Origin of the sequence: Devosia sp. A16, assembly GCF_001402915.1 — a bacterium.
Lineage (GTDB): Bacteria > Pseudomonadota > Alphaproteobacteria > Rhizobiales > Devosiaceae > Devosia_A.
The window spans coordinates 1,047,504-1,073,992 of the sequence record NZ_CP012945.1 but is presented as its reverse complement, the minus strand read 5'-3'; the positions used below and the strand labels follow the sequence as shown (position 1 = coordinate 1,073,992).

Sequence of the window (26,489 nt, the reverse complement as noted above, 5' to 3'; positions counted from 1 at the left end):
TTGGGGTGCGAGATCAGCCGGTATAAAACATGATATCGCAAATCAAGTTTTATCTTCTAGAGCGATTCCAAACTGGCAGCCTCCCCTTCGGGGAGCGATATGAGGACGGGCATGACGGCAGGCAGCAACTACTCGGTGCGCGACGAGATCCGCGACTACTGGTCGATGCGGGCCGAGACCTTTGACCTCAGCCCCGGCCACGAGATCTTCTCCGAGACCGAGCGCAGCGCCTGGCACCGGCTGATCCGCAAGCACCTCGGCGTGGGCGAGGGCCGGCGGGCGCTCGACCTCGCCTGCGGCACCGGCGTGGTGTCGCACCTGATGCATGACCTCGGCTACGAGGTCACCGGCCTCGACTGGTCCGAGGCGATGCTCGACAAGGCACGGGCGAAATCCAAGTCACGCGGCTCGTCAATCCGTTTCCTGATGCGCGATGCCGAGGCGACGGGCGAAGACGAAGCCAGCTACGATGTGATCGTCACCCGGCACCTGGTGTGGACGCTGGTCGATCCGGCCGCAGCTTTCGCGCACTGGTTCTCGCTGCTGAAGCCGGGCGGCCGGCTGCTGATCGTCGACGGCGACTTTGTCACGCAGACCTGGTTCCGCAAGCTCCGCCGCTGGCTGGAGAGCGCGGTGAGCCGCTTCCGCCCGGCCGGGCCCGACCCGCGCGGCGACTTCCGCGCGCAGTACCAATCGATCATGGCGCAGATCTATTTCCGTGAGGGGGCACGGGCGCCCGAAGTGGTGCGGCTGCTCGAGCACGCCGGCTTCCGCCCGGTGATCGTCGACACCTCTCTGGGGGAGATCCATCGGGCGCAGGGCCGCAACATGCCGATCGCGCAGTTTCTCGACCGGGCGACGCAGCATCGCTACGCCATCTGCGCGGCGCGGCCGGAATAGCTGGCGCCGCGGCACGGCGGGCCATAGTGTCCGCCCGATAGTTTCGACAGGCAGCCCCATGACCACCGCACCGACCTGGCCGTTCCCATGGCCTGAAGAGCAGATCGCGCACTATACCGCCTACCGGTCCGCCGGCCCCCTCGCCGTCGATGGTCGGCTCGATGCGCCGAGCTGGAAACTGGCGCCGCGCTCGCCGCGCTTCGTCGATCTGATCAGCGGCCAGCCGACGGTGCATGACACCCGCGCCGCGGTGTTGTGGGACGACACGCACCTCTATGTCGGGTTCTGGGTGGAGGAGCCGTTCGTCGAGGCCCGGCTCACCGAACGCGACGCGCTGATCTGGAGCGAGAACGACATCGAGGTGTTCGTCGCCGGCGCCGACGCCTATTACGAGCTCGAACTCAATGCGCTGGGGACGATCTACGAGGCGTTCTTCGTCTGGGACGATGCCTATGAGCGGCGCGGCTTCGGCACGGCGGCGGAGTTTTCACGCACCGCACCGGGAGCGAAACCGTGGAACGGCGTCGGGTTCGACAAGCATCCCAGGGGGACGCGGCTGGGGCTGTTCAACTGGGATATGCCGGGGCTCAGAGCGGCTGCCGCCGTCGACGGCACGCTCAACGACAATGCCGACCGCGATCGCGGCTGGACGGCGGAGATCGCCATCCCATGGGCCAGCATGGGGTGGCTCGCCACCGATGGCCGCGCCTTGCCGCCGCGCGACGGCGACACCTGGCGGATGGATTTCTCCCGCTTCAACACCTATCGCGCGGCAAAGCCGGCCGAGGATTCCGGCGGCTGGGCGCTCAGCGCGCACGGGGTGTGGGATTCGCATGTGCCCGAGCTGTTCCCGTACGTGCATTTTTCGACGAAGGTGGTGGGGAGCGAGTAACCGGCCGCGCCACAACGCCCCCTCGCCCCTCCGGGGAGAGGGCTGGGGTGAGGGGCGCCAAGTGCGCTGGCAGCAGTGTCAGGACGGGCTGGCAAGCCGCCCTACCGGTATGCTTGGCTACCCCTCACCCTGACCCTTGCATGTTGATTGCAGCCGACTCTGTACAGAGTAGGCGGTCCCGGTCGGTGGCGACCGGCCGGGACCGGATGGACGGGACCGTCTGACCCTTGGTTTGAGCCGCGGGAGAGCTTGGTCCGTTTGTCCGTGTCGCTGGTCCTGAACAGATGATGGGGAGCAAGTCCCGCATGCAAGGCAAGGTTGAGTCCACAATCAGCGCGCTGGCAGTTTATGCCGGGATCGACGTGAGTAAAGACTGGCTGGATGTCTATCTGCATCCTGGCGGTCAGAGTTGGCGGGTGGCCAACACCCCGCTCGGGTTACGCCGACTGCGGCGGCACTTGGACGAGCTGGGGCTGCAGCTTGAGCGCGTGGTTCTGGAAGCCACCGGCAAGTATCACCGGCTGGCGTTCCGGACACTGAGTGCCTGGGGGCTATGGGGTGGTGGTGATCAACCCGCTGCGGGCACGGCTGTTCGCCGAGGCGTGTGGGGTCTTGGCCAAGACCGATCGGATCGATGCGCGACTGTTGGCAGTCATGGGCCACAGCCTTGCTCCTCAGCCCAACCAGCCGGTGCCCCAGCAGCTCGAGCAGTTGCAGGAACTGGTGAATGCTTACACTGCCGCCCGCACCGAGGCGATCGCACTGGGCAACCGGCTGGAGCAGGCCACGGTGTCGTTCCTCAAGACCGAACTGAGGGGCCGCCTGACCAGCCTCAAGGGCCATGTGCAGCGCCTCGAGGCCAAGATCGAGCAACTGATCAAGGCCGATCCCGGGCTGGCCGGCCGTTATGCCATCCTGCTGTCCATCCCCGGCATCGGCGCCATCACTGCTGCCGCGCTGCTGGCCGGACTGAGCGAACTGGGCCGGTGTTCGGCCAAGGCCGCTGCCCTGCTTGCTGGCTTGGCACCCATTGCCGACGATAGCGGTCGCAGGCTGGGGCAACGCCACATCCGCGGTGGTCGAATGCAGGTACGCAACGCCCTCTACATGGCCGCCCTCAGCGCCGCCCGTTACAATCCAGATCTCAAGGCCGTCTACCAGCGCCTGCGCAACGCCGGCAAACCGCCCAAGGTCGCCCTCACAGCGGTGATGCGAAAGCTTGTCGTGCTCGCAAACACCCTGCTCACCCAGAACCGTCGCTGGGAGCCCAACCAACCCGAAACTGCTTGACCGCAAACACAGATGCTCTCCCCAGAGGGGCGAGGGGACGCGAGACCAGCCGCTGCGACTCACCGCCCGACGGCTCGCCTCAATTCCCCCAATACTCCGCATCGAGCAGCTTGCCGTGGGCCCAGGCTTCGATCAGGGCGCCGGCGATGGCGCCGGGGCGCGGGCGGTTGATGTCGGGATGGGTGCCGGCGAGGATCGCCAGCACTTCGGCGCGCGTCACCCAGCGGGCATCGGACAGTTCGATCGGATCGACGGTGATCGCCTCGCTCAGCGCATCGCCCTGGCAGCCGAACATCAGCGACATCGGGAACGGCCAGGGCTGGGAGGAGACGTAACGCACCGGGCCGACCTTGATGGCGCTTTCTTCGAGTGTTTCGCGGCGCACCGCCGCCTCGATGGTCTCGCCCGGCTCGACGAAGCCGGCGAGCAGCGAATACATGCGTTCGGGCCAGCTGGGGCTGCGGCCGAGCAGCAGCACGTCGCCGCGGGTGATGGCCATGATCACCACCGGGTCGGTGCGGGGAAAATGCTGGGTGCCACATTGCGGACATTTGCGCACCCAGCCGCTGCTCTCGACGGCGCTCGGGGCGCCGCAATTGGCGCAGAAGCGGTGGCTCGAATGCCAGCTGATCAGCGCCCGCCCGGTGGCGACGGTCTCGCCGTCGAGCCGGGTGAGCGTCGGCATCAGGCCGCGGATTTCCATGAACTTGAGCTCGGGAAAACCGGGATGGATCTGCTGGGTCTGGTCGATGAACTGGCCGATGGTGGTGGCGTCCTCGGGCGGCGACCACAGCGGCAGGTCGGCGGCGAAGCGCGGGCCGTCAGGCGTCAGCCCGACAAACAGCGGCGCCTCGCGGCTATCGGAGAGGGCAGGGTGATCGAGCGGCACGGCCGCCGGCCGCGCCTCGGCATCGGCGAGCAGCTTGCCGCGCCAGAACACCAGCGTCCTGGCGCGCGGATCGTTGCGGACGTCATCGGTGGTGCGCAGATGCGCGACGCGGTCGAGCTCACCCGGCTTGAATGCAAACGCGTAGTCCACGGCTACCCCTCCAGATTGGTCGGGGAGGTGTAGGGGGATGCGAGGCGGGCTGCAAGCGGGGGGTGGCCGCCTCTAGCTTCCAGATGGAGCGGGCGGCTCCGTCCCTTCTCCCCTAAGGGGAGAAGGTGGCGCGAAGCGCCGGTTGAGGGGTGAAGCAGTGCCACGTGCTGGGCGAGCCAGCGTGCTGAGAGGCTGAACCCCTCACCCGAGCTCCGCTAACTCGCTGACGCTCGCAAGCTGCGCTTCCCCTCTCCCCTCAGGGGCGAGGGGAAGGCTGCGGCGATTGGAGTGAGCGGCACCCCTTCATCCGTTCCACTTCATCCCCATGTACACACCGCCGACCTCCAGCTCCTCGAGCATCTGGGCGAGATGCTTGTACTTGGTGGACTCGCGTTTCACCTTGTTGATCCAGAGCAGGTAGTCGTTGCGCTGGTAGGGCGGACGAGCGTCGTAAGCAGCGCGAAGGCCCGAGCGCTCCAGTGCTTCGCGCACGAAGTCGGGCATCTCCTCGCGCTTGCGCAGCGGCCTGAGCGCCGGGCTCATGCCAGCACCGCCTGGGCTTCGATCTCGAGCAGGTAGTCGGGGTTGGCGAGGCCGGCGACGCGCAGCACGGTGACCGTGGGTGGGTTGCTGCGCGCGCCCCACAAACTCATCCAGGCGCCAAAGGCGGCGCGGAGATCAGCGCTATGGTCGATGACGACAGTCACTTTGACGAGATCCTCCAGTGTGGCTCCGGCGGCGTCGAGCACCGCCTCGAGGTTACGAAGCGCCTGCCGCGCCTGACCGACGATATCGCCCTTGCCGACCACCTGGCCATGCCGATCGACGGCGTTCTGCCCGCCGATCAGCAGCACGCGCGCACCCGCGGGCACGATAATGGCCTGGGTGAAGGCCGGGCTGGCATGAAGGCTCTGAGGGTTGAGGTGCTCGATGGGCATGGACGGCTCCTTGCTGCGTCCAGTCCATCCTGAAGGCCGCCCGCTGACACGGTGCGTCAGCAGGGTTTGCGGTATTCTATTACCGGCTCAGATAGGTCGAGGCTGTAGAGTCGCCTGCCCGGACGACCCTACAGCCCCCTGATCCGCGATTGCCACCGGCGGATCATTTCCTCTGCAGCGGCTTCGGCGCCCTGCATGTTTGCGCTCTGATAGACATCGACCGTAACGCCGCGGTGCGACAGCTGGTCGACGGCCTCGGCGAGAATGGCGTTGAGGATGAATACCCCGGAAATGGTCGAGGTGGGGCCCATGCGCAGGCCTTCGCCGACGCTGAGCGCGGCATCGCCATATTCGCCGCCATTGTCGAGCACCAGGTCGGTCACCTGATAGAGCAGCTTGCCCGAGTGGTGGCGCGAGGTGATGGCGCGGGCATGCCGCAGCGAGGTGATGGCGATGGTGGTGGCGCCGCGCGCCTTGCACGCCAGCGCCATTTCGATCGGGTAGGCGTTGCGCCCCGAGTTGGAGGCGATGAACACCACGTCGCCCGGCTCGACCGGGTAGTCGGCGAGGGCGCGGGCGGCACGGCCCTCCTCGCGTTCGAGCAGGGTGGAGCGCTCGGCGCCAAGGTGCAGCATCAGGTCGGGGTCGAGGATCGCCTGCGCAGCGGCGATGCCGCCGGCGCGGTAGAAGGCCTCTTCGGCGACGAGGTGCGAGTGGCCGGAGCCGGCGACATAGACGAGATGATCGGCGCCCAATGCCGTCGCCACCGCGTCGCGCGCGGCATCGAAGGCTGCCGGCTGCTCGGTGAGCACCCGGTCGAGGATGGAAGCCACCTGGTCGCGGTAGCGCTGACGCGGGATGGTCATTCTAGCCCCTGATCTCGCCGACATACTTGTAACGGTCGCCGCGGTACCAGCTGATGGCGTCTTCGACGACGGTGCCGTTGGCGCCATAGCCCAACTGGGTGATTTCCAGCACCGCGGCGCCGGGGCGAATGCCCAGGTGGGTGGCAAGCTCGGCGTCCGCCTCGGTCGCCTGCAGGCTCTGCAGCACGCGCTGCGGCCGGGCGTTGCGCGCATCCATCCGATCGTAGAGCGAACCGCTGCCGTCATAATCGGCGCCGACCGCCTCGACCGGCATGACGGCGCGCTCATAAGCGATCGGCTCGCCACCGGCGAGGCGCAGGCGCACCAGGGTCAGGATGGGAGAGCCGAGCGGCAGGCCCGTACGGAACGCCGCGTCGGCGCCGACCCGCCCGAGTGAGCATTCGAGCACCCGCGAGCCGGGCTCCAGTCCGCGCAGGCGCATGTCCTCCGAGAAGCCCGAGAGCCGCGACAGCGCCTTGGGGATGCGGCCGACCACCACCGTGCCGGCTCCTGGTCGGGTTGCGACGATGCCGAGTTGGGCCAGTTCCTTCAGCCCCTGGCGCAGCGTCGAACGCGACACGTTCAGCGCCTCGGCCATTTCGCGCTCGGAGGGCAGCGAGCCGCCGGCGGCGATGCCGCCGGAATCGAGCACCGCGGTCAACGCATGGCGCAGCCGTTCGCCCAGGGGGCCATGCTGCGCCTCCATCCGTTCGCGTACCGCTGCGTAGAAGTCCAAGGCTCCTCCGACCACTGGTTGATATCTGCTCTCTGGCAACTGGTATGATTTTGGACTGGAATTTGCAAGCACATTGCTGGGCCAACTGCAGGTATCTTGGGTGCTGGACAAACTGGTTTAAACCAATAACATACCAGTTGGCAGGGGAGATTGCTGCCGAGGGATTTGGGGCAAATAGGGTAAGAGCATGGCCAAGAGATTCACGCTGGCGACCAGAACGCTGACGGCGGCAACCGCATTGTTGCTGCTGAGCACGGCGGCGATGGCTGCGACCGAAGTGCGGTTCACGCATTCCATCACCGGCGGCTCGAGCCGGGCGGCGCTCGACGCGATCATCGCCGATTTCGAGGCGGCCAACCCCGACATCAAGATCAAGCAGATCGTCTTCGACGACGATCAATATTCCAACCAGGGCCTGATCACTCAACTCAAGAGCAACGAGGTTCCGGACATCTTCTTCGAATGGGCCGGCTATCCGGTGCAGCGCGACGTGGCGGCCGGCTACGCCTATGACCTGAGCGAAGCGATGGCGGCGGATGGCTGGAAGGACAGCTTCTCACCGGCGGTGTGGACCGATGGCGCCGGTACGATGGTCGATGGCAAGCCGTATCTGGTGCCGCTGTCGCTCGATCTGACCAACACCATCTGGTACAATAAGAAGATCTTCGCCGAGCACAGCCTGACGCCGCCCAAGAGCTGGGACGAGTTCGTCGCGCTCAACAAGACGCTGGCCGATGCGGGCGAGACGCCGATCGTCGAGGGCAATAACGAGTTCTGGCCGCTGGGCAACTGGGCCGGCCATATCGCCGCCATGGTGGTGCCGCCGGAGGAGTATGTCGCGGCGTTCAAGCAGGAAGCCAAGTTCGACACGCCGGCCTTCGAGAAGGCGCTGAACCTGCTGGTCGACCTGCATAATGTGGGCGCCTTCAACAAGGACATGCAGGCGCTCGGCGCCGATCCGGCCATGGCGACCTTCTTCCAGGAAGGCGCGGTGATGCACCCGATCGGATCCTGGCTGGTCTCGGAAACCGGCAACCTCGCTGACGAGGGTTTCGAATACGGCCAGTTCAACACGCCGGTGATCGACCCCGCGCACCCGCTCGCCAACAGTGTGATCGGCACCATCACCGGGCTGGTGGTGCACAAGGATGCGCCGCATGCGGCCGAGGCGATCACCTTCCTCAAGTTCCTCACCTCGGAGCAGAGCCAGATCAGGTGGGCCGAGAGCGGCCAGATGAGCCCGGTGCAGGGGGTGAGCGACAAGGCCAAGCTCGACGAGCAGACCCAGGCGATGCTGGCGCTGATGAGCAACGCCTCGGCCATCGTGCCGCCGCCGGACAACAAGTACCCGGTGCCGGTCGCCGAGGCCTTTTACCAGGCCGCCGCCTTTGCGGCCTCGGGTGAAAAGAGCGCCAAGGACTCGCTGGTCTGGCTGGACGAAACGCTCGCCGCCATGGGCAAGCAGTAAGCCGGCGCCCGCAGTTGCAAGACCGTTCGGCCCCCATCAGCACCGGCGCCGCGAACCTGTTGTTCGCGGCGCCGGCGATGCTGCTCTTTGCGACCTTCGTGCTGCTGCCGCTGGGCGCCTCGGTCTACTACGCCTTCACCTTCTGGGATGGGTTCAGCGCACCGCGCTGGGCGGGTATCGCCAATTTCGTCCGGGCGCTGACCGACACGACGTTCCTGATGTCGTTCGTGCATGTGGTGCTCTACATCGCCGCGACGCTGCTGTTCGAAGTGACCTTCGGGCTGGTGATGGCGGTGCTGCTCAACTCGGATCGGCGCGGCTTCTCGCTGATGCGCGGCATGTTCTTTGCGCCGGTGGTGCTGTCGATGTCGGCGGCGGGCGTGTTGTGGAAGTTCGTGCTCGACTACCGTACCGGGTTGCTCAACTCGACGTTGCGCTCGATGGGCCTGGCCGACTGGGCGCAGCCCTGGCTGGCGCAGCCGGAAACGGCGCTGCTCTTCATCTGCATCGTTTCAGGCTGGAAGTACGCCGGCTTCTACATGGTGATCTTCTTTGCGGCGCTGAGGCGCATTCCGCGCAACCTCTATGAAGCGGCGCGGCTCGACGGCGCCAACGGGGTGCAGCAGTTCACCGCCATCACCCTGCCAATGCTGAAGCAGAACGTCATCGTCTGCATCCTCCTCGCGGTGACCGGCGGCTTTGCCGGGTTCGACCTGTTCTTCACCATGACCAACGGGCAGCCGTTCGGCGCGACGGAAGTGCCGGCCACCTGGATCATCAAGCAGGCCTTCGACCAGAACCAGATCGGCTATGGCGTGGCGCTGACGGTGGTGTTGACCCTGGTGGTGTCGCTGATTTCGATCGGCTACCTCAAGATTTCGGAGCGCGGCAATGTCACGCGCTACTGAACGGCGACGCAGCACCGCCGAATGGCTGCAGTTCGGGGCGGCCGGCGTCATCGTGCTGGTGACGTTCTATCCGGCGATCTGGATGGTCTACTCGTCGTTCAAGTCGAACCGCGAGATCTTCCGTTCGCCCTTCGCGCTGCCGGCGCAGTGGCGTTGGGAGAACCTGCTCGAGGCCTGGCAGGTCGGCGGGCTCGGTACGCTCTACTTCAATTCGGTGTTCGTCACGCTGGTGGCGGTCAGCATGTGCGTGCTGTTCGCCACCGCCGCGGCCTTCGCCTTCACCCGGCTGGAGTTTCCGGGGCGGAAGCTGATGTACCGGATCCTGCTGATCGGGCTGCTGCTGCCGCCGCCGTCGGTCGCCATCGCCCTGTTCACCCAGTTGCGCGACATGCACCTCTTGAACACCCCGTGGGCGCTGATCCTGCCCGGCGCGGCCTGGCAGCTGGCGTTCACGGTGTTTCTGATGCGGGCCTATTTCATCTCGATCCGTCCCGACATGGAAGAAGCGGCGCGGCTCGACGGCGCCAATACCTGGGAAATCTTCTGGCACGTGTCGGTGCCGATGGTGTGGCCGGCCATGCTGACCATGGTGGTGCTCAACACCATCAGCGTGTGGAACGAGCTCCTGTTCGCCCTGCTGTTCATCACCGACGATGCGCAGCGCACCCTGCCGGTCGGGCTGGTGCGGTTCTCGGGCTACCACAGCACCGACTATTCGCTGGTGTTCGGCGCCCTGACCATCACCACGGTGCCGATCCTGATCCTCTATTTCATCCTGCAACGCCACGTGATCGCCGGCCTGACTGCAACAGCAATGGACTGAACCGATGGGCACTGTTCACGAATTCCCCAAGGTCATCGCATCCCCGCCGGGGCTTTCCGGCTGGTCGCTGGATGTGCTGCTCGATCAGCCGGATCGAGGCGGGACAGGCGCCACGCGGGGGCAGCCGACCTTCTTCAGCGGGGTGATCGAGGGCTTCTACGGCCGGGCCTGGAGCCAGCCACAGCGGATCGAAATGCTCGACTGGATCGCCAATGCCGGCATGAACTGCTTCGTCTACGGGCCCAAGGACGACATCAAGATCCGGGCGCGCTGGCGCGAACTCTACAACGCGGCGGAGGCCGCAGCCCTCCAGGAGCTGGTCGACGCGGCACGCGCGCGGAAGCTCATGTTCATGGTGGCGATCGCCCCGTGTCTCGATGTCGTCTATTCGGACGCAAGCGACCTCGAGGCGCTGAAGCGCCGGCTCGACCAGCTCCTGGACCTCGGGGTGACGCATTTCGCGCTGCTGTTCGACGATATTCCCCGCACCATGATGCCCGTCGACGAGAAGGCATTTCCCTCGTTTGCGGCCGCACAGAGCTACTTCGCCAACGAGGCTTTCCACCACGTGCGGGAACGGGCGCCGGGAGCGGCAGTGCTGTTCTGCCCGACCGAGTATTGCGGGGCGTTCGCCGGGCATGACGTACCGGGTTCGGCCTATCTCAACACCATCGGAGCGGAGCTCGACCCCGAGATCGGGGTGTTCTGGACCGGGCCGGATATCGTCTCCAAGACCATCACCGCGCAGAGCCTCCGCGAAGTGGGCCGGGTGCTCCGGCGCAAGCCGGTGATCTGGGAGAATTTCCACGCCAACGACTACGATATCCGCCGCATCCATGCCGGACCGCTGGGCGGGCGGCACGCCGAGATCCTGCCGCTGATCGACGGCATCATCACCAACCCCAACAACGAGTTCGAAGCCAATTTCGTGCCGGTGCACACCACCGGGGCGTTCGCCGCCGGTTCGGACGACGAGAGCTCGGCCTTCGCGGTGGCGCTGAAGGCCTGGCAGCCGCGGTTCCGGCTCGCCTTTGCCGGGCAGACCGAGACCCTGACGGTGGAGGAAATCCGGCTCTTGGGCGAGCTGTTCTACCAGCCGTTCCGCTGCGGTCCGCAGGTCGAGGGCCTGCTGCAATCGGCGCGACGGCTGATGAGCCAGAAGCGGCCCGATGTCCGCGACGCCGGCTGGCAGGACGGGCACGAGGCGCTGGTGCAGTTCCGCGATCGCATCACCGCGCTGTTCAACCGGATGACCGAACTCGAGAACCGCGACCTGTTCTACGCCTTCCATCCCTATCTGTGGGAAGCGCGCGAGGAGATGACGCATCTCGTCACCTATCTCGACTGGCTGGCAGGCGATCCGCCGCGCGGCGCCGAATTTCCCGACAAGGACCGGATCTACAATTTCTACCGCCAGGGCTTTGGCGTGGCGGTGCAGGAGCTGCTGCCGCGCGACGGCAAGGGACGCTATCGGCATGGCGCTTGATTTCGGCGGCGGCTATCGGCTGAGGCCGGCGCTGGCCGCCGACCATGCGGCGCTGAACCTGGTGTGCCTTCGCACCGGGGATTCCGGGAAGGATGCGACGGCGCGCGAGGATGATCCGGACCTGCTCGGGCTGATCTATGCCGTGCCGTACCAGGTTTACGAACCCGATTTCGCCTTCGTGGTCGATGGGCCGAACGGGGTCTGCGGCTACATTTTCGGTGCGCCGGATACGCCCGGGATTTATGCGCGGATGGCGGCGGAATGGTTTCCGCCGCTGGCGGCGCGGCTCGACGATCCGGGGCCGGAGGAAGGCCAGTGGCAGGGCAGCGATTGGGCGCGTTACGCCATCCATCACCCGGAATTCGTCTATCCCGAAGTGCTGCATCGTTACCCGGCGCACGGCCATATCGATTTGCTCGAAGAGGCACGGGGCAGGGGGATCGGCCGGCGCGGCATGGAGTACGTGATGGAAAACCTCAGGCGCGCCGGCGCGAAGGGGATGCACCTGCAGGTGAGCCCGGTGAACCGCGGGGCGCAGACGTTCTATCGCAAGCTCGGGTTCGAGGTGCTGAAGGATCCGGCGCTGCCGCGGCATACCACGTTCATGGTGATGGGGCTTTAGGAGGCTGGAGCCGATAGAGACGGCCCCCTCCCATCCTCCCCCATAAAGGGGGAGGTGCCGCATCGAGCGTTTGGCGCGATCGAAGACAGAGCCTCGACTCTTCACCTCCCCCTTTATGGGGGAGGCCGGGAGGGGGCCGTCTGCTTCAGTACCCCTCCTAAGCCCGATCCGGCATGATCCTGAAATCGTTCCCCTCCGGCAGCAGTTGCCCGCCATCCACCACGATCGTCGTGCCGGTGATGTAGCTGGCTTCGTCCGAGGCGAGGAACAGGAAGGCATTGGCGACGTCGCGGGTACTGCCGAGGCGGCTGAGCGGGATGGCGTCGTCCATCGACTTGAGGAATTCGGGCGAGCAGTGCTGCTGCGGCATACGACGTGATGGTGGTGGGGCTTTAGGGGCTCGTCCGCTGGGAACGAGGGACCGGCTCCTAATCCTCTTCCTCGATCCAAAAAACGAACGCATTGCGGTCGTTGTACCCGATCACTCCGCAATCGAACGTTGCATTGGTAAGTGGGTCCCAGGAGCTTGATGGACCGGCCTCCCACAATCCGTTGCTTAGGAAAGTGGCCCCAGCGTCGAACTCGCCAAGTGCGTCCTCGGCTTGGAGAACGTCGGCTGCGGTTGGTGACCATTTATCGTATGCCAGGCTCGTTGTTCCGGCGACCGCCAGAACATGCGCGGCCTGAGAAAGACGCAAGGATGTGAGCCCACCCCCTAGGTACACAGGCAATGAGGGGTAGCCTATGTATCCGGCAATCTCCTTCCAGATCTCACCGGTATCGGCGGCTGGTCGTTCTCCTATCCACCATCTGGCGGCACGATGAGGGTCCTCGGCATACCGTCGCAGTAGCGACTTCAGCTTCTGCATCACGCCCGATCCGGCATGATCCTGAAGTCATTCCCCTCCGGCAGCAACTGGCCGCCATCCACCACGATCGTCGTGCCGGTGATGTAGCTGGCTTCGTCCGAGGCGAGGAACAGGAAGGCGTTGGCGACGTCGCGGGTGCTGCCGAGGCGGCCGAGCGGGATGGCGTCTTCCATCGACTTGAGGAATTCGGGCGAGCGGTGCTGCTGCACCGCCTCGGTGAGGATGTTGCCGGGCTCGACGCCGTTGACGGTGATGCCGTAGCCGGAGAATTCGAGCGCGGCGGCGCGGATCAGGCCGTTGATGCCGGCTTTGGTGGCCGAGTAGTGGCCATGGCCGGGGCTGGTGACATGCGGGCCGGTGATAGAGGAGGTGAAGAGGATGCGGCCATAGTGCTGTGCCTTCATCGGCACCAACGCAGCGCGGGCGGCGATGAAACTGCCGCGCAGGTTGACCCCCATGACGCGATCCCAATCGTCGACGCTGGTTTGCTCGAGCAGCTGCCACGGGTAGATGCCGGCATTCTGGACCAGGATATCGAGCCGGCCGTAAGTCTCGAGCGCCAGCGCGACGGCAGCTTCGGCGTCGGCGAGCTTCGAAATGTCGGTGAAGATGAACGGCGCGCCGAGCTCGGTTGCGGTTGCAGCGCCGGCCTCGCGTTCGGTATCCGCAATCACCAGGTTGGCGCCTTCTTCGGCGAAGCGCACCGCAATGGCTTTGCCGATGCCGCGCGCCGCTCCGATGACGAGCGCGGTCTTGCCTTCAAGTCGTCTGGTCATGCGAGTTTCTGCCTGATCGAGAGTTTCAGTGTGTCGAGGAGCACGGCGGCGAGGACGAGCAGGCCGTGGATCACCTGGGTCGAGGTGGCGGGCAGGCCCATCAGGTTGATGGCGGTGTTAATGGCCGAGAGCAGCAGCACGCCGGCATAGACGCCGGGCAGGGCGCCGACCCCGCCCTTGAGGCTGACGCCGCCGATCACCACCGCGGCGAAGGCGTTGAACAGCAGCCCCATGCCGAGGTTTGCCGTGGCGCCCGAGGTGCGGATGGCGAGCAGCCAGCCGGCGAGCGCGGCGATGGCGCCGGCGAGCACGAACGAGGTGATGAGGATGCGGTCGACCTTGATGCCGGCGCGGAAGGCGGCGTTCTGGTTGCCGCCGATGATGATCAGGTGACGGCCGAAGCGCGACTTGGCCATGATCAGCGAGAACACCACGAAGCAGAGGATGGCGATCCAGGCAGTGAGCGGCAGGCCGAGCAGGCGCTGCACCCCGAACCAGCGGATGGCAGGCGCCAGGTCCTGCGCCGAGCGGCCGCCAGAGAGCGCCAGCACCACGCCGCGCACCCAGATGTAGGAGGCGAGGGTGACGATGAAGGCGTTCATCTTCAGCTTCACGATGAGTAGCCCGTTCAGCGCGCCGATGGCGCTGCCGACGGCGAGCGCGATGATGAGCGAGACCGGCACGCCCAGCCAGTCGGGCGACAGCTGAACGCCCATGCCGATGCCGGCCGAGCAGAACACGATGCCGACCGCCATGGCGGCGAGCGCGGCGACAGATTCGACCGAGAGGTCCATGTGGCCGGCGATGATCACCAGCGCCAGGCCGATAGACATGACGCCGAGCACCGAGGAGGCCTCGATGATGTTGGCGAAGATGCCGGGCTGGAAGTAGTTCGGCACGAAGAGCGAGAACACCAGCAGCACGAACAGCAGCATGAACCAGACGAGGTTATCGAGGACGAACTCGAGGGTACGGCGGGTGTTGGGGTTCATGCTGGGATTGCTCGGTTTCGAACTGGTGTTTGCAGTCGGGCTACCCTCCCCTGGACGGGGAGGTTAGCGGAGCTTGGCCGCGTTTGCGGGCTAGCGCAGCTTGGGTGGGGTGCGAAGCTGGCACGGTCCCGGCTCGGGGCGCCCCCCACCCCAGTTCCGCCAAGTCGCTTTCGCTCCTGGCTTCACTACCCTCCCCGCGAGGGGGAGGGTGCCCGACTGCAACTTCGGTGCCTATTCCACCGACTTGATGGTCTCGGTCGGGGGCTTCATGTTGCCCCAGAAGGCCGGGTTGTCGACGTTCTCCAGTGTGATGGCGGCGCCCGGAATCTTGATGTTGGGGCCCCAAGCTTCGATCGTCAGGGTCGACTTCAGGCCGAGCACGTCATACTCGCCGGCCTTGATCTCCTGGTGGTTGACGATCTTGTCCATGAACATGGCGACGGCGGCGGCCTGGGCGTAGAGCGGCTGCTCCACTTCGGCCTGCATCCAGCCCTTGCGGATCAGGTCGAGGCCGACCGGGGCGCCGTTCGAGGACAGCATCAGGATATCGCCCGGCTTCTTGCCGGCTGCTTCGAGCGAGGCGGCGGCGGCCACCGACAGGTGCGCGGCGTGGTTGAAGATCAGGTCGATGTCGGGGTTGGCGAGCAACTGGTCGGAGACGATGGTGCCGGCATTGCTGGCTTCCCACTGCATGGCGGGCAGCGAGATGATCTTGACGTCGGGGTAAGCCGCCATCTTCTCTTCAAAGCCCTTCTGGATGTCGAGGGTGTAGGGGTCGCCGGGGTCGCCCAGAACCTGCAGGATCTTGCCCTTCACCGAGCCGTATTTCTTGGTCAGCAGCCCTTCGACCACATCGGCGGCGACATGGCCGATCTCGATGGTGCCGGCGACCGAGGTGAAAGCGGACGGGGTCGAGGTGATCTGGCGGTCGAACTCGACCACCGGGATGCCGGCGGCCATGGCAGCCTCGATCGAGGGCTTGAGCGCGTTGAAATCGACGGCGGCGAGGATGATGGCTGCCGGCTTCAGCGCGATGACGTCGTTCATCTGGCTTTGCTGCACGTCGGTCTTGTTGTCGGCGTTGAGCGTCTGCATCTCGTAGCCGACCTGCTTGAGGAACATTTCCAGCGCCGAGACCGAACCGGTCTGGAACTCGTCGAGCAGGGTGGGTACGAGGTAATAGACCTTGCCTTTGGTCTGGGCGAAGGCCGGCGTCAGCAGGGCGAGCGCCACTGCCAGAACGCCGAAGACGGACAGAAGTATTCGCTTCATTTCGTTCGCTCCTTGGTGCCGGATTTCCCTGTTTCCCCTCAGCCAGCCGCTCCGGCAGCGGCCAGGGTTTCCCCGGTGATCATGTTGACCACCGCATCGGGGCTCGTATCCTTGGTTGCAACATCCCCGGCCACTACGCCCTGGCGGATCACCACGATCCGGTCGGCGACCTGGAAGGCCTGCTGCATGATGTGGGTGATGATGACGACGCCGATGCCCTGCTTGGCGACGGCGCGGATCATCTCGAGGCCGCGGCGGGTCTGTTCGACGCCGAGCGCCGCGAAGGGTTCGTCGAGCAGCACGAGCTTACCGCCCCAGTGCACGAAGCGGTTGAGCTCGATAGCCTGGCGCTGGCCCCCCGACAGGTGCTCCACCTTGGTGCGCAGCGACGGGATCTTCGTGCCGGCGCTGGCCAGCGCCTTCGCAACCACGGCCTCCATCGCCTTTTCGTCGAGCACCGGCATGCCGAATACGCGTCTGGTGAGTTCGCGGCCCATGAAGAAGTTGGCGACGACATCGACATTGGTGGCGAGCGACAGATCCTGGTAAACCGTCTCGATGCCGGCGGCCTTGGCTTCGGAAGGAGATCTGGCGAGGAAGTCGCGACCCTCGAACAGCATCCTGCCGCCGCTGGGCTCGAGCCCGCCGGCAATGATCTTGACCAGGGTCGACTTGCCGGCGCCGTTGTCACCGAGCAGCGCCACCACCTCGCCCTTGCCGATGGTGAAGCTGATGCCCTTCAGCGCTTCGATGGCGCCGTAGTTCTTCTTGATGTCATCGAGGACGAGCAGGGGCGCGAAGCTGGTCATGCGGCAAGTCCCTTGAGCTGGGCGTATCCGGGGGCGAAGAGCTGGCCGAAGCGTGGGGACAGCACGCCGGCGACGGCGAGCGCCGCGGCGCCGCGCAGCACGGTGTGTGGGCCGCCATTGGAGACGATAAGCCGCGGCGCCTTGCGGTCGCGGCGGGCGGCGACCGAGTTGGGGAGGTCGGCGACGGCGCGCGCCAGTTCGGCGGCAAGCGACGGCGGGGCGAGGCCGCCGAGAATGATGGTTTCGGGATCGAACAGGTTTTCGATGGTGATCAGCGCGGCGCGCAGTTGCGGGCGGATGGCGTCGGCATAGGCGGCTTCGCCAAGGCCGCGGCGGCCGAAGGCTTCGAGCGACACGTAGCGCTCGAGGCAGCCGGCATTGCCGCACGGGCAGGGCTCGCCATCGGGGACGACGGGCATATGGCCGATCTCGCCGGCATTGCCCCAGGCGCCGCGCAGGGCCGCGCCGTCATGCACCATGACGCCGCCAAGGCCGACGCCGAAGAACAGGTAGTAGAAATCGGCGAACTCGGCGCCGTGCCCGTAAAGCCGTTCGCCGTGCGCGGCGGCGGCCATGTCGGCCTCGATGAAGGCGGGCATGCCGCTCACTTCGGCGAGCCGCTCGCGCACACGGACATTGCCCCAGCCGGCCATGGTGGTGGGGCCGACGAAGCTCATCGAGTCCACGTCGAACGGGCCGGGCAGCGCCAGGCCGACGCCGAGCATGCGCACCTCGGGCCTCAAGGCACGGAGTTCGGCGAGCATGGCGCCGATCAGCGCAAAGGCCCGGTCGGGAGTGGCATGGGAAACATCGCGATGGGACGCTCCGATGACATCGCCGGCGAGGTTGATCAGCGCCGCATCGAGGCCCAGCGGGGTGAGGTGGATGCCGATGGCATAGCCGCCCTCGGGGTTGAGCCGCAGCGTCGTCGGCGGCACGCCGCGACCGCGCGGCTCCTCGCGATTGGAGAGGATATAGCCCTGCTCCTCGAGCTCGCGGATGATGGTGGAAACGGTCTGTACGGTAAGGCCGACTTCCGCCGCGATGCGGCCGCGGGTGGTCGGGCCGGTCGCGCGGATGGCTTCAAGGACGATGCGCCGGTTGTACGGCCGTCCGAATTCCTGGTTCGTCCCCCTGAGGCCCAAGGCGTCCCTCCTAGGCTGGAGGAGAGACTGTGACGCCGAATTTATTAAGTCAAATGGAATTCAGAAATCGCCGCTGAAATGATGGGCAGGGATGCAAAACCGATGCTTGCTTGTGCAGATCGAACATGCCGATAACTCCATCATGCCGCTGCAGGATCTCGCCATACTGGTGATCGACGAGAACCGCATCCGCGCCTCGATCATCGAGGACGGGTTGCGCGAGGCCGGGCACGCGCGGGTCACTGTGGTCAACGAGATCAACGAGGTGGCGCGGGTCATCGAGGGCGACATGCCCGACGTGGTGGTGATCGACCTTGAGAACCCCAACCGCGACCGGCTCGAACATTTCTTCACGTTGAGCCGGGCGCTGCGCAAGCCGATCGCCATGTTCGTCGACCGCTCCGACGCTGCGGCGATCGAGGCGGCGGTGGAGGCAGGGGTCTCGGCCTATGTGGTGGACGGGCTGAAAAAGGAGCGGGTCAAGCCGATCCTCGACATGGCGGTCAGCCGCTTCAACGCCTTTGCGCGATTGACGCGGGAGCTCGAGCAGGCGCGCAGCGAACTCGAGGATCGCAAGGTCATCGATCAGGCCAAGGCGATCCTCAACCGCACACGCGGGCTGGGGGAGGCGGCGGCCTATGCGCTGCTGCGCAAGACCGCGATGAACCAGAACCGCCGCATCGTCGACATTGCCCAGAGCCTGGTGACGGCCGACAGCCTGCTCGGTCCGGAGGAATAGTCATGTCGCTCATCGCCCTTTCCGCCGGTTTCCTGCCCCTGCTCGATAGCGTGCTGCTGGTGCTGGCGCGCGAGAAAGGCTTTGCGGCCGCCGAGGGGCTGGACCTGCACCTGGTCAAGGAGAGCTCGTGGGCCAATATCCGCGACCGCGCGGCTTTGGGGCACTTCGATTTCGCCCAGATGCTGGCGCCGATGCCGATCGCGGCGACGCTGGGGCTGAATCCGCTCTCGGTGCCAATGATCACCCCGATGATGCTGGGGCTGGGCAATAACGGCGTGACGGTGAGCGCGGAGCTCTGGGGGAGAATGGCCGATGCCGGAGCGCCGACGACACTGGAGGCAGGGCCGGTCGGCGCGGCGCTGGCCAAGGTGGTGCGGGCCGCCGAGCGCAAGCTCCGCTTCGGCGTGGTGCACCAGACCTCGTCGCACAATTACGAGCTGCGCTACTGGCTCATGGCCAGCGGTGTCGTGCCGGATCGCGACATCGAGATCGTGGTGCTGCCGCCGCCGCTGCTGCCCGAGGCGCTGGGCTCGGGCGGCATCGACGGCTATTGCGTCGGCGAGCCGTGGAACACTGTCGGGGTCAAGACTGCCGGGGCGCATATCGCCACGGTGAAAGCCTCGATCTGGCGGTCGAGCCCCGACAAGGTGATCGGCATGCGGGCGCACTGGGCCGAGGCCAATAGCGAGATCGTTGCCGGGCTGATCCGGGCCGTGCACCACGCGGCGGTGTGGTGCGGCGAGAGCGCCAACCATGCCGAGATCGCCGACATCATGGCGGCGCCGCATTATCTGGGACTGCCGGCGGAGCGGATCCTGCCGGCGCTGAGCGGGCAGTTCGACATTGGCGGCGGGGTCGCGGCGCGTGTGCCGGAGCATTTCGTGCCCTATGCCGGGGCGGCAAACTTCCCATGGACCAGCCACGCGGCGTGGTTTTACAGCCAGATGGTGCGCTGGGGCGAAGTCGAGCACACCGCCGACCGGGCGCGGGCCGCGGCGATGACCTTCCGGCCCGATATCTATCGCTCGGCGCTGGCGCCGCTCGGGGTGCCCATGCCGGTCGCCGACAGCAAGGTCGAGGGGCTGCTGGCGAGGCCGACCGAGGTGGCGGCGACGACGGGGATGTTGGTGCTTGGGGCGGATGGATTCTTCGATGGGGTGCGGTTCGATCCTGACCAGGTCGAGGCGTATCTCGCGGCGCAACGAGTGGGTTGACGGTTTCCATCCTCAGGCTCGGTGGTTGCCGACCCCCCTGTCCCCTCCCCCTAAGAAAGGGGAGGGAGACCCTCTCACCGCTATCGAGGCTGACGTCTCCCTCCTCCTGTTTCAGGGGGAGGGGACAGGTGGGGGTCAGCCCGCGCCGGCTCGGCGACTGAGCTCCCCAGTACCACTTCCTCAACCTGAGTTCTCCGGCTTGCTTATCACGTAGGCCAATATTGAGAATGCCTAATATTTATGCATTTGCGACCCGATATGGATTCTTGTTGGGCAAGCTCCATGCCTGCGACATTTCGGATGATGCATTTAACCACCTGAAATAGCGACACTTCTTGCCGCCGACCAGTTTGGCACGGCGCGTGCATTGCATTCTCCGAACGCGATATTCGCGATCGTCCGGCGTCCAACGATGGGCGCTCCCAGACAGGCAAGGCTGCCAACAGGAACGCCACTGGTCTCCCGACCAGCGCGCATCTCCTGCTGGCAGCTTTTTCGTTCTGGGGCCAAGCGCACTTCTGGCCGCCGGCGGATCGCAGCAACGGAGAGACCTGATGAACAGATCGACCACCACCTCCCTCCTCAACCGCCGGACGTTCCTCGCGGGCACCGCAACCGCGGCGACCCTGGTTGCGGCCAAGACGCTTTTTCCCTCAGGCGCCTTCGCGCAGGGCGCCGGTCCCGAAGTCACCGGCGCCAAGCTGGGCTTCATCGCGTTGACCGATGCTTCGGCGCTGATCATCGCCAAGGAGAAGGGCTTGTTCGCCAAGCATGGCGTGCCGGATGTCGAGGTACTGAAGCACGCGAGCTGGGGCGCGACGCGCGATAACCTGGTGCTGGGCGGCGCCGCCAACGGTATCGACGGGGCGCATATCCTGACGCCGATGCCCTACCTGATCTCGACCGGCAAGGTGACGCAGAACAACGTGCCGCTGCCGATGTCGATCGTGGCGCGGCTCAATCTCGACAGTCAGGCGATCTCGGTGGCGCAGGCCTACAAGGACGTCGGCGTCGGCCTCGACAGCTCGCCGCTGAAGGAAGTGTTCGCCAAACGCAAAGCCGAGGGCAAGGAGGTCACCGTGGCGATGACCTTCCCGGGCGGCACGCATGACCTGTGGATCCGCTACTGGCTCGCCGCCGGCGGCATCAACCCCAATACCGAAGTGTCGACCATCACCGTGCCGCCGCCGCAGATGGTGGCGAACATGAAGGTCGGCAACATGGACGCGTTCTGCGTCGGTGAGCCGTGGAACGAGCAACTGGTCAACCAGGGGATCGGCTTTACCGCGGCGACGACGGGCGAGATCTGGAAGGGCCACCCGGAAAAGGCGCTGGGGCTCAGGAACGACTTCATCGAGAAGAACCCGGTCGCCACCCGCGCCATCCTGATGGCGGTGATGGAGGCGGCGCAATGGGCCGACGACATGGCCAACAAGGAGGAGCTGAGCCAGATCCTGGGCAAGCGCGGCTGGTTCAACGTGCCGCCGGCCGATGTGCTGGGCCGGCTCAAGGGCGACATCAACTACGGCAATGGCCGGGTCGTGACCGCCACCGGGCTCGAGATGAAGTTCTGGAAGAACCACGCCTCCTACCCGTTCAAGAGCCACGATGCGTGGTTCCTCACCGAGGATATCCGCTGGGGCTACCTGCCGGCCGAAACCGACGTGAAGGCGCTGGTCGACCAGGTGAACCGCGAAGACCTCTGGCGCGATGCGGCCAAGACGCTGGGCGTCGCGGCGGCCGACATCCCGACCTCCAGCTCGCGCGGACCCGAGACCTTCTTCGACGGCAAGGTGTTCGATCCCGAGAACCCGTCCGCTTACCTCGAGAGCCTTGCGATTACCGCACTCGGCTGACGTCGAGCTGAAGTCCCCTGACTGGCGCCGGGCCAAGCCCCGGCTCGGCGCCACCTTTTTCCCTCATCCAGTACGGACCCCGCGATCATGAGTGCAGAGGCCCAGTTCGAAACCGTCGCCCCGAGCCGAAAGGCGAAGGTGTTCGCCTTTCCAGCGCAACCGGCCGGCCGCAAGGCTGACCTCAACAAGCTGACGAGGAGCGTCGCGCGCTCCGTGGTGCCGCCCCTCATCGTCGTGCTGCTGATCCTGCTGGTCTGGCAGATCGCCTGCTCGACGCCGGGAGCGTCGCTGCCGCCGCCGACAGTGGTGTGGGAGCAGGCGGGCGAGCTGATCTGGAACCCGTTCTTCGACTACGGCAATGGCGATATCGGACTCGCCTGGCGGGTGTTCGCCTCGCTGCAGCGGGTCGCCGTCGGCTTCGGGCTTGCCGCGCTGGTCGGCGTGGCGGTCGGGGCATTCATCGGGCAATCGGTCTGGGCCATGCGCGGGCTCGACCCGATCTTCCAGATTCTTCGCACCGTGCCGCCGCTGGCCTGGCTGCCGCTGTCGCTGGCGGCGTTCCGCGACAGCCATCCGTCGGCGATCTTCGTCATCTTCATCACCGCCATCTGGCCGGTGATCATCAATACCGCGGTGGGGGTGCGAAACATCCCGAACGACTACCGCAACGTCGCGGCGATCCTTCGGCTCAACCCGATCGAGTTCTTCTTCAAGGTGATGGTGCCGGCGGCGGCGCCCTACATCTTCACCGGCTTGCGGATCGGGATCGGGCTCAGCTGGCTTGCCATCGTCGCGGCGGAAATGCTCACCGGCGGCGTGGGGATCGGCTTCTTCATCTGGGATGCGTGGAACTCGTCGCGCCTGCCCGACATCATCGTGGCGCTGGTCTATATCGGCGTGGTCGGCTTCATGCTCGACCGCCTGGTTGCCGGCTTCGGCGCCTTCATCACCCGCGGCACGGCCGCGAACTGAGGGACGCAAACCATGGCAGGCTATCTCAAGATCGATCACGTCGAGAAGAGCTTCGAGCGGAACGGGGTCACCTCGGAGGTGCTCAAGGACATTTCGCTGGAGATCGCGCAAGGCGAGGTGATTTCGATCATCGGCCACTCGGGCTGCGGCAAATCCACCTTGCTCAACCTGATCGCCGGACTGACCGAGGTCAGCTCGGGGGCCATCTTCCTCGAAGACAAGACCGTGTCCGAGCCGGGACCGGAGCGGGCGGTGGTGTTCCAGAACCACTCGCTGCTGCCCTGGCTGACGGTCTACGAGAACGTCAACCTGGCGGTCGCCAAGGTGTTCGGGGCGCGCAAGTCCAAGGCCGAGCGGCATGCCTGGATCATGCACAATCTCGACCTGGTGCAGATGGGGCATGCCCGCGACAAGCGGCCGGCGGAGATTTCGGGCGGCATGAAGCAGCGCGTCGGCATTGCCCGGGCGCTGGCCATGGAGCCCAAGATCCTGCTGCTCGACGAACCGTTCGGAGCGCTCGATGCGCTGACCCGGGCGCACCTGCAGGATGCGGTGATGGAGATCCACGGCCGGCTCCACAACACCATGATCATGATCACCCACGACGTGGATGAAGCGGTGCTGCTGAGTGACCGCATCGTGATGATGACCAATGGCCCTGCGGCGCGGATCGGCGAGGTGCTGGAGGTGCCGCTCGGCCGACCGCGCAGGCGGCTCGAGCTGGCGGGCGACCGGGGTTACCTCAAGTGCCGCGAGGCGGTGCTGAAATTCCTCTACGAGCGGCATCGCTTCGTCGAGGCGGCATAGCTCGCAGGATGCGCCGAACGGCTTCCCTCCCCCCTTGAGGGGAGGGATTGAGGGAGGGGGTGGTTCAGTCACCAACGAGGTCCCCCTCGCCACCCCCACCCCCACCCCTCCCCTCAAGGGGGAGGGGAGCCGATCGCGACACTTCTGCGATCAATCTTGGAGACGGTTCAGTGAAAGAAAAGCTCGTCATCATCGGCAACGGCATGGCGCCCGGGCGGGCGCTGGAGAAGCTGTTCGAGACCGATCCCGACCGCTACGAGGTGGTGATCTTCAACGCCGAGCCGCGGGTCAATTACGACCGCATCATGCTCTCGCCCGTGCTCTCGGGCGAGAAGACGTTCGACGACATCGTGATCCATGGCGACGCCTGGTACATCCAGCACGGCATCACCCTCTACAAGGGCTGCAAGGTCGAGACCATCGACCGGGTCAATAAGACCGTGACCTCGGTCAACGGCATCACCGAGAGCTACGACAAGCTGGTGATCGCCACCGGTTCGGTGCCGTTCATCATCCCCGTGCCGGGGGCGAACCTCGCGGGCGTGGTCACCTATCGGGACCTCGACGACGTCAACGTCATGATGCTGGCCGCCAAATCGAAGGGCCGGGCGGTGGTGATCGGCGGCGGCCTGCTGGGTCTCGAGGCGGCGGCCGGGCTCAACGAGCAGGGCATGGACGTGACGGTGGTGCACGTGATGCCGACGCTGATGGAGCGCCAGCTCGACCCGGCGGCGGGCTACCTGCTCGGGGAGTCGATGAAGGCGCGGGGCATCAAGGTGATGACCTCGGCCAATACCAAGCAGATCCTCGGCGACAAGCGGGTCAGCGGCGTCGAGTTCGCCGATGGTTCGGCGGTCCCGGCGGACCTTGTGGTCATGGCGGTCGGCATCCGGCCGAACGTGGCGCTGGCCCGAAGCGCCGAGCTCGCCGTCAATCGCGGCATCGTGGTCGACGCACAGATGCGCACCTCGGACCCTTCGATCTATGCGCTGGGCGAATGCGTCGAGGTGAACGGGGCGACCTTCGGGCTGGTGGCGCCGCTCTACGACATGGCCAATGTCCTTGCCGCGCAGCTCTGCGGCGACGAACAGGCGTCCTTTACTCCGGTGGCCACGGCGACCCGGCTCAAGGTCACCGGCGTCAACCTCTACTCGGCAGGGGATTTCGCCGAGGGCGACGACCGCGAGGAGATCGTGCTGCGCGATGCCGGAGCGGGTGTCTACAAGCGGCTGATCCTCAAGGACGACCGGATCATCGGCACCGTGCTCTACGGCGATACCGGCGACGGGCCATGGTTCTACGACCTGCTGAAGCGCAACGTCGATACCCGCGAAATGCGCGACACGCTGATCTTCGGCCAGAACTACCAGGGTGGTGCCCCGCTGGACCCTACGGCGGCCGTTGCAGCCTTGCCGGATGAGGCAGAGATCTGCGGCTGCAACGGCATATGCAAGTCGAAGATCACCGGCGCCATCACCGCCAGGGGGCTGACCTCGCTCGACGATGTCCGCACCCATACCAAGGCCTCGGCGAGCTGCGGCTCGTGCACTGGCCTCGTCGAAAAGCTGCTGCTGCTGACGCTGGGCGACAGCTACAACCCCGCCGCCGTGCAGCCGATGTGCAAATGCACCGATCTCGGCCATGACGACGTGCGCCGGCTGATCGTGGCGAAAGAGCTGCGCTCGATCCCGCAACTGATGCAGGAACTCGAGTGGAAGACCTCGTGCGGCTGCGCCAAGTGCCGGCCGGCGCTGAACTACTACATGATCGCAACCTGGCCCGGCGAATACGAGGACGATGGGCAGTCGCGCTTCATCAACGAGCGGGTGCACGCCAATATCCAGAAGGATGGCACCTACTCGGTGGTGCCGCGCATGTGGGGCGGCATGACCAGCCCGAACGAGCTGCGCGCCATTGCCGATGTCGCCGACAAGTTCCGGATTCCGGCCGTCAAGGTCACCGGCGGGCAGCGCATCGACCTGCTCGGGGTGAAGAAGGAGGATCTGCCGGGGGTCTGGGCCGACCTCAACGCCGCCGGCATGGTTTCGGGCGCTGCCTATGCCAAGGGGCTCAGAACCGTGAAGACCTGCGTCGGCTCCGACTGGTGCCGGTTCGGCACCCAGGATTCGACCGGGCTCGGCATCAGGCTCGAGAAGTTCATGTGGGGCAGCTGGACCCCGGCCAAGGTGAAGATGGCGGTGTCTGGCTGCCCGCGCAACTGCGCCGAGGCGACCTGCAAGGATGTCGGGGTGATCTGCGTCGACAGCGGGTACGACATCGTCTTTGCCGGCGCCGCCGGGCTCGACATCAAGGGTACCGAGCCGCTCTGCCACGCCGGCAGCGAGGACGAGGCGATCGAGATCATCGCCGCCTTGACCCAGCTCTATCGCGAGCAGGGGCGCTACCTCGAGCGCATGTACAAGTGGCTGAAGCGGGTGGGGATGGACTCGATCGAGGCGGCCATCGTCACCGACCGCGAGAAGCGCCGTTTCTACTACGACCGCTTCGTGTTCAGCCAGAAATTCGCCCAGGTGGATCCGTGGGAAGAGCGGGTCAACGGCAAGGACGCGCACGAGTTCGCCGCGCTGGCGGAGTTCGGCGTGCCGCAGGCGGCGGAGTGATGGATATGAACGACTGGGTCGAGATCGGACGGCTCGAGCAGATTCCGCTGCGCGGTGCGCGGTGCGTCAACACCCCGGCGGGGAAGATCGCGGTGTTCCGCACGGCCGAGAACCATGTCTACGCCATCGAGAACCGCTGCCCGCACAAGGGCGGGCCGCTCAGCGAAGGGATCGTGCACGGGGCGCAGGTCACCTGTCCGCTGCACAACTGGGTGTTCTCGCTGGAAACCGGCGAGGCGCAGGGCGCCGACGAGGGACGGGTCAGGACCTTTGCGGTGAACGTGGTCGAGGGCCGCATCTTCATGGCGGCCGAGGTGATGCTGATGGCGGCGGAGTAGGGCATCGTGGCTCCCAACCCCTCACCCGTCCCGGCTTCGCCGGTCCACCCTCTCCCCGACGGGGAGAGGAATACCCGACTGCGCAGTCGGCGCTCTGTTCTTCTCCCCGTC

Annotated in this window: 25 protein-coding genes and 2 pseudogenes; 15 read left to right on the top strand and 12 right to left on the bottom strand. The window is 65.9% G+C overall.

The genetic code is table 11. From position 1 onward, the window contains the following. The first annotated feature begins 111 nt into the window (after positions 1 to 111). The 3 genes and pseudogenes from APS40_RS05225 (at position 112) to APS40_RS05215 (ending at position 3,082) form a co-directional block, all read left to right on the top strand. On the top strand, positions 112 to 900 hold the full coding sequence (locus APS40_RS05225) for a class I SAM-dependent methyltransferase (protein ID WP_156342838.1): 789 nt from the start codon (positions 112 to 114) through the stop codon (positions 898 to 900). Positions 901 to 958: 58 nt separating this feature from the next. After that, positions 959 to 1,792: a carbohydrate-binding family 9-like protein gene (locus APS40_RS05220; protein ID WP_055046050.1), complete on the top strand. Its 834-nt coding sequence runs from the start codon at positions 959 to 961 to the stop codon at positions 1,790 to 1,792. A gap of 305 nt (positions 1,793 to 2,097) precedes the next feature. Next, a pseudogene (locus APS40_RS05215) lies at positions 2,098 to 3,082 on the top strand (IS110 family transposase). A gap of 79 nt (positions 3,083 to 3,161) precedes the next feature. Here APS40_RS05215 and nudC read toward each other — a convergent pair. The 5 genes from nudC to APS40_RS05190 all read right to left on the bottom strand — a co-directional run bounded on the left by nudC (position 3,162) and on the right by APS40_RS05190 (position 6,661). Further along, the gene (gene nudC, locus APS40_RS05210; RefSeq protein ID WP_055046049.1) at positions 3,162 to 4,121 is read right to left on the bottom strand and encodes an NAD(+) diphosphatase; all 960 of its coding nucleotides are present in this window, start codon (positions 4,119 to 4,121) and stop codon (positions 3,162 to 3,164) included. Between the two features lie 303 nt (positions 4,122 to 4,424). Next, complete coding sequence (locus APS40_RS05205; protein WP_055046048.1) at positions 4,425 to 4,664, bottom strand: YdeI/OmpD-associated family protein; 240 nt, start codon at positions 4,662 to 4,664, stop codon at positions 4,425 to 4,427. After that, on the bottom strand, positions 4,661 to 5,059 hold the full coding sequence (locus APS40_RS05200) for a RidA family protein (protein ID WP_055046047.1): 399 nt from the start codon (positions 5,057 to 5,059) through the stop codon (positions 4,661 to 4,663). The genes APS40_RS05205 and APS40_RS05200 overlap by 4 nt, the downstream gene beginning before the upstream one ends. 128 nt (positions 5,060 to 5,187) lie before the next feature. Further along, a complete protein-coding gene (locus tag APS40_RS05195) occupies positions 5,188 to 5,925 on the bottom strand; it encodes a sugar isomerase domain-containing protein (RefSeq protein ID WP_055046046.1) in 738 nt (245 codons plus the stop codon). A 1-nt stretch (position 5,926) separates the two neighbouring features. Continuing rightward, on the bottom strand, positions 5,927 to 6,661 hold the full coding sequence (locus tag APS40_RS05190; protein WP_156342837.1) for a GntR family transcriptional regulator: 735 nt from the start codon (positions 6,659 to 6,661) through the stop codon (positions 5,927 to 5,929). A 187-nt stretch (positions 6,662 to 6,848) separates the two neighbouring features. On the opposite strand from APS40_RS05190, the gene APS40_RS05185 reads away from it, so the two are divergent. The 5 genes from APS40_RS05185 to APS40_RS05165 are packed head-to-tail and all read left to right on the top strand — an operon-like array spanning position 6,849 to position 11,968. Further along, a complete protein-coding gene (locus APS40_RS05185; RefSeq protein ID WP_055046044.1) occupies positions 6,849 to 8,129 on the top strand; it encodes an ABC transporter substrate-binding protein in 1,281 nt (426 codons plus the stop codon). 14 nt (positions 8,130 to 8,143) lie between these two features. Continuing rightward, positions 8,144 to 9,037: a carbohydrate ABC transporter permease gene (locus APS40_RS05180; RefSeq protein ID WP_055046043.1), complete on the top strand. Its 894-nt coding sequence runs from the start codon at positions 8,144 to 8,146 to the stop codon at positions 9,035 to 9,037. Next, a complete protein-coding gene (locus tag APS40_RS05175) occupies positions 9,021 to 9,860 on the top strand; it encodes a carbohydrate ABC transporter permease (protein WP_055046042.1) in 840 nt (279 codons plus the stop codon). The genes APS40_RS05180 and APS40_RS05175 overlap by 17 nt, the downstream gene beginning before the upstream one ends. Positions 9,861 to 9,864: 4 nt before the next feature. Continuing rightward, positions 9,865 to 11,346, top strand: coding sequence for a beta-N-acetylglucosaminidase domain-containing protein (locus APS40_RS05170; protein WP_055046041.1), 1,482 nt, complete (start codon positions 9,865 to 9,867; stop codon positions 11,344 to 11,346). Beyond that, on the top strand, positions 11,336 to 11,968 hold the full coding sequence (locus APS40_RS05165; RefSeq protein ID WP_055046040.1) for a GNAT family N-acetyltransferase: 633 nt from the start codon (positions 11,336 to 11,338) through the stop codon (positions 11,966 to 11,968). The genes APS40_RS05170 and APS40_RS05165 overlap by 11 nt, the downstream gene beginning before the upstream one ends. 157 nt (positions 11,969 to 12,125) lie before the next feature. Here APS40_RS05165 and APS40_RS24785 read toward each other — a convergent pair. The 7 genes and pseudogenes from APS40_RS24785 to APS40_RS05130 form a co-directional block, all read right to left on the bottom strand. Further along, positions 12,126 to 12,311 (bottom strand): annotated as a pseudogene (locus APS40_RS24785) (SDR family oxidoreductase); the annotation flags it as partial. Positions 12,312 to 12,396: 85 nt separating this feature from the next. Further along, a complete protein-coding gene (locus APS40_RS24780; protein WP_055046038.1) occupies positions 12,397 to 12,837 on the bottom strand; it encodes a hypothetical protein in 441 nt (146 codons plus the stop codon). Then, positions 12,837 to 13,613, bottom strand: coding sequence for an SDR family oxidoreductase (locus APS40_RS05150; RefSeq protein ID WP_055046037.1), 777 nt, complete (start codon positions 13,611 to 13,613; stop codon positions 12,837 to 12,839). The genes APS40_RS24780 and APS40_RS05150 overlap by 1 nt, the downstream gene beginning before the upstream one ends. After that, the gene (locus APS40_RS05145) at positions 13,610 to 14,605 is read right to left on the bottom strand and encodes an ABC transporter permease (protein ID WP_055046036.1); all 996 of its coding nucleotides are present in this window, start codon (positions 14,603 to 14,605) and stop codon (positions 13,610 to 13,612) included. Before APS40_RS05145 ends, APS40_RS05150 begins: the two co-directional genes overlap by 4 nt. Positions 14,606 to 14,836: 231 nt before the next feature. After that, positions 14,837 to 15,877: a sugar ABC transporter substrate-binding protein gene (locus APS40_RS05140; RefSeq protein ID WP_055046035.1), complete on the bottom strand. Its 1,041-nt coding sequence runs from the start codon at positions 15,875 to 15,877 to the stop codon at positions 14,837 to 14,839. Positions 15,878 to 15,915: 38 nt separating this feature from the next. Continuing rightward, positions 15,916 to 16,686 (bottom strand): ATP-binding cassette domain-containing protein, encoded by a 771-nt coding sequence (locus APS40_RS05135; protein WP_055046034.1) that lies wholly within the window; start codon positions 16,684 to 16,686, stop codon positions 15,916 to 15,918. Continuing rightward, the gene (locus APS40_RS05130; RefSeq protein WP_055046033.1) at positions 16,683 to 17,831 is read right to left on the bottom strand and encodes an ROK family transcriptional regulator; all 1,149 of its coding nucleotides are present in this window, start codon (positions 17,829 to 17,831) and stop codon (positions 16,683 to 16,685) included. The genes APS40_RS05135 and APS40_RS05130 overlap by 4 nt, the downstream gene beginning before the upstream one ends. Positions 17,832 to 17,973: 142 nt before the next feature. Here APS40_RS05130 and APS40_RS05125 point away from each other — a divergent pair, with 142 nt between their 5' ends. From APS40_RS05125 to nirD, 7 genes are all read left to right on the top strand, one after another. After that, positions 17,974 to 18,570 (top strand): ANTAR domain-containing response regulator, encoded by a 597-nt coding sequence (locus tag APS40_RS05125; RefSeq protein WP_055049554.1) that lies wholly within the window; start codon positions 17,974 to 17,976, stop codon positions 18,568 to 18,570. Positions 18,571 to 18,572: 2 nt separating this feature from the next. Continuing rightward, entirely contained in the window at positions 18,573 to 19,784 is a 1,212-nt protein-coding gene (locus APS40_RS05120) for a CmpA/NrtA family ABC transporter substrate-binding protein (RefSeq protein WP_055046032.1), read from the top strand. Between the two features lie 554 nt (positions 19,785 to 20,338). Beyond that, the gene (locus APS40_RS05115) at positions 20,339 to 21,640 is read left to right on the top strand and encodes a CmpA/NrtA family ABC transporter substrate-binding protein (RefSeq protein WP_055046031.1); all 1,302 of its coding nucleotides are present in this window, start codon (positions 20,339 to 20,341) and stop codon (positions 21,638 to 21,640) included. Between the two features lie 87 nt (positions 21,641 to 21,727). After that, positions 21,728 to 22,612: a nitrate ABC transporter permease gene (gene ntrB, locus APS40_RS05110; RefSeq protein WP_055046030.1), complete on the top strand. Its 885-nt coding sequence runs from the start codon at positions 21,728 to 21,730 to the stop codon at positions 22,610 to 22,612. 12 nt (positions 22,613 to 22,624) lie between these two features. After that, positions 22,625 to 23,419, top strand: coding sequence for an ABC transporter ATP-binding protein (locus APS40_RS05105; RefSeq protein ID WP_055046029.1), 795 nt, complete (start codon positions 22,625 to 22,627; stop codon positions 23,417 to 23,419). Positions 23,420 to 23,589: 170 nt separating this feature from the next. Further along, positions 23,590 to 26,040 (top strand): nitrite reductase large subunit NirB, encoded by a 2,451-nt coding sequence (gene nirB / locus APS40_RS05100; protein WP_055046028.1) that lies wholly within the window; start codon positions 23,590 to 23,592, stop codon positions 26,038 to 26,040. After that, entirely contained in the window at positions 26,040 to 26,378 is a 339-nt protein-coding gene (nirD, locus tag APS40_RS05095) for a nitrite reductase small subunit NirD (RefSeq protein WP_055046027.1), read from the top strand. The genes nirB and nirD overlap by 1 nt, the downstream gene beginning before the upstream one ends. Positions 26,379 to 26,489: the final 111 nt, after the last annotated feature.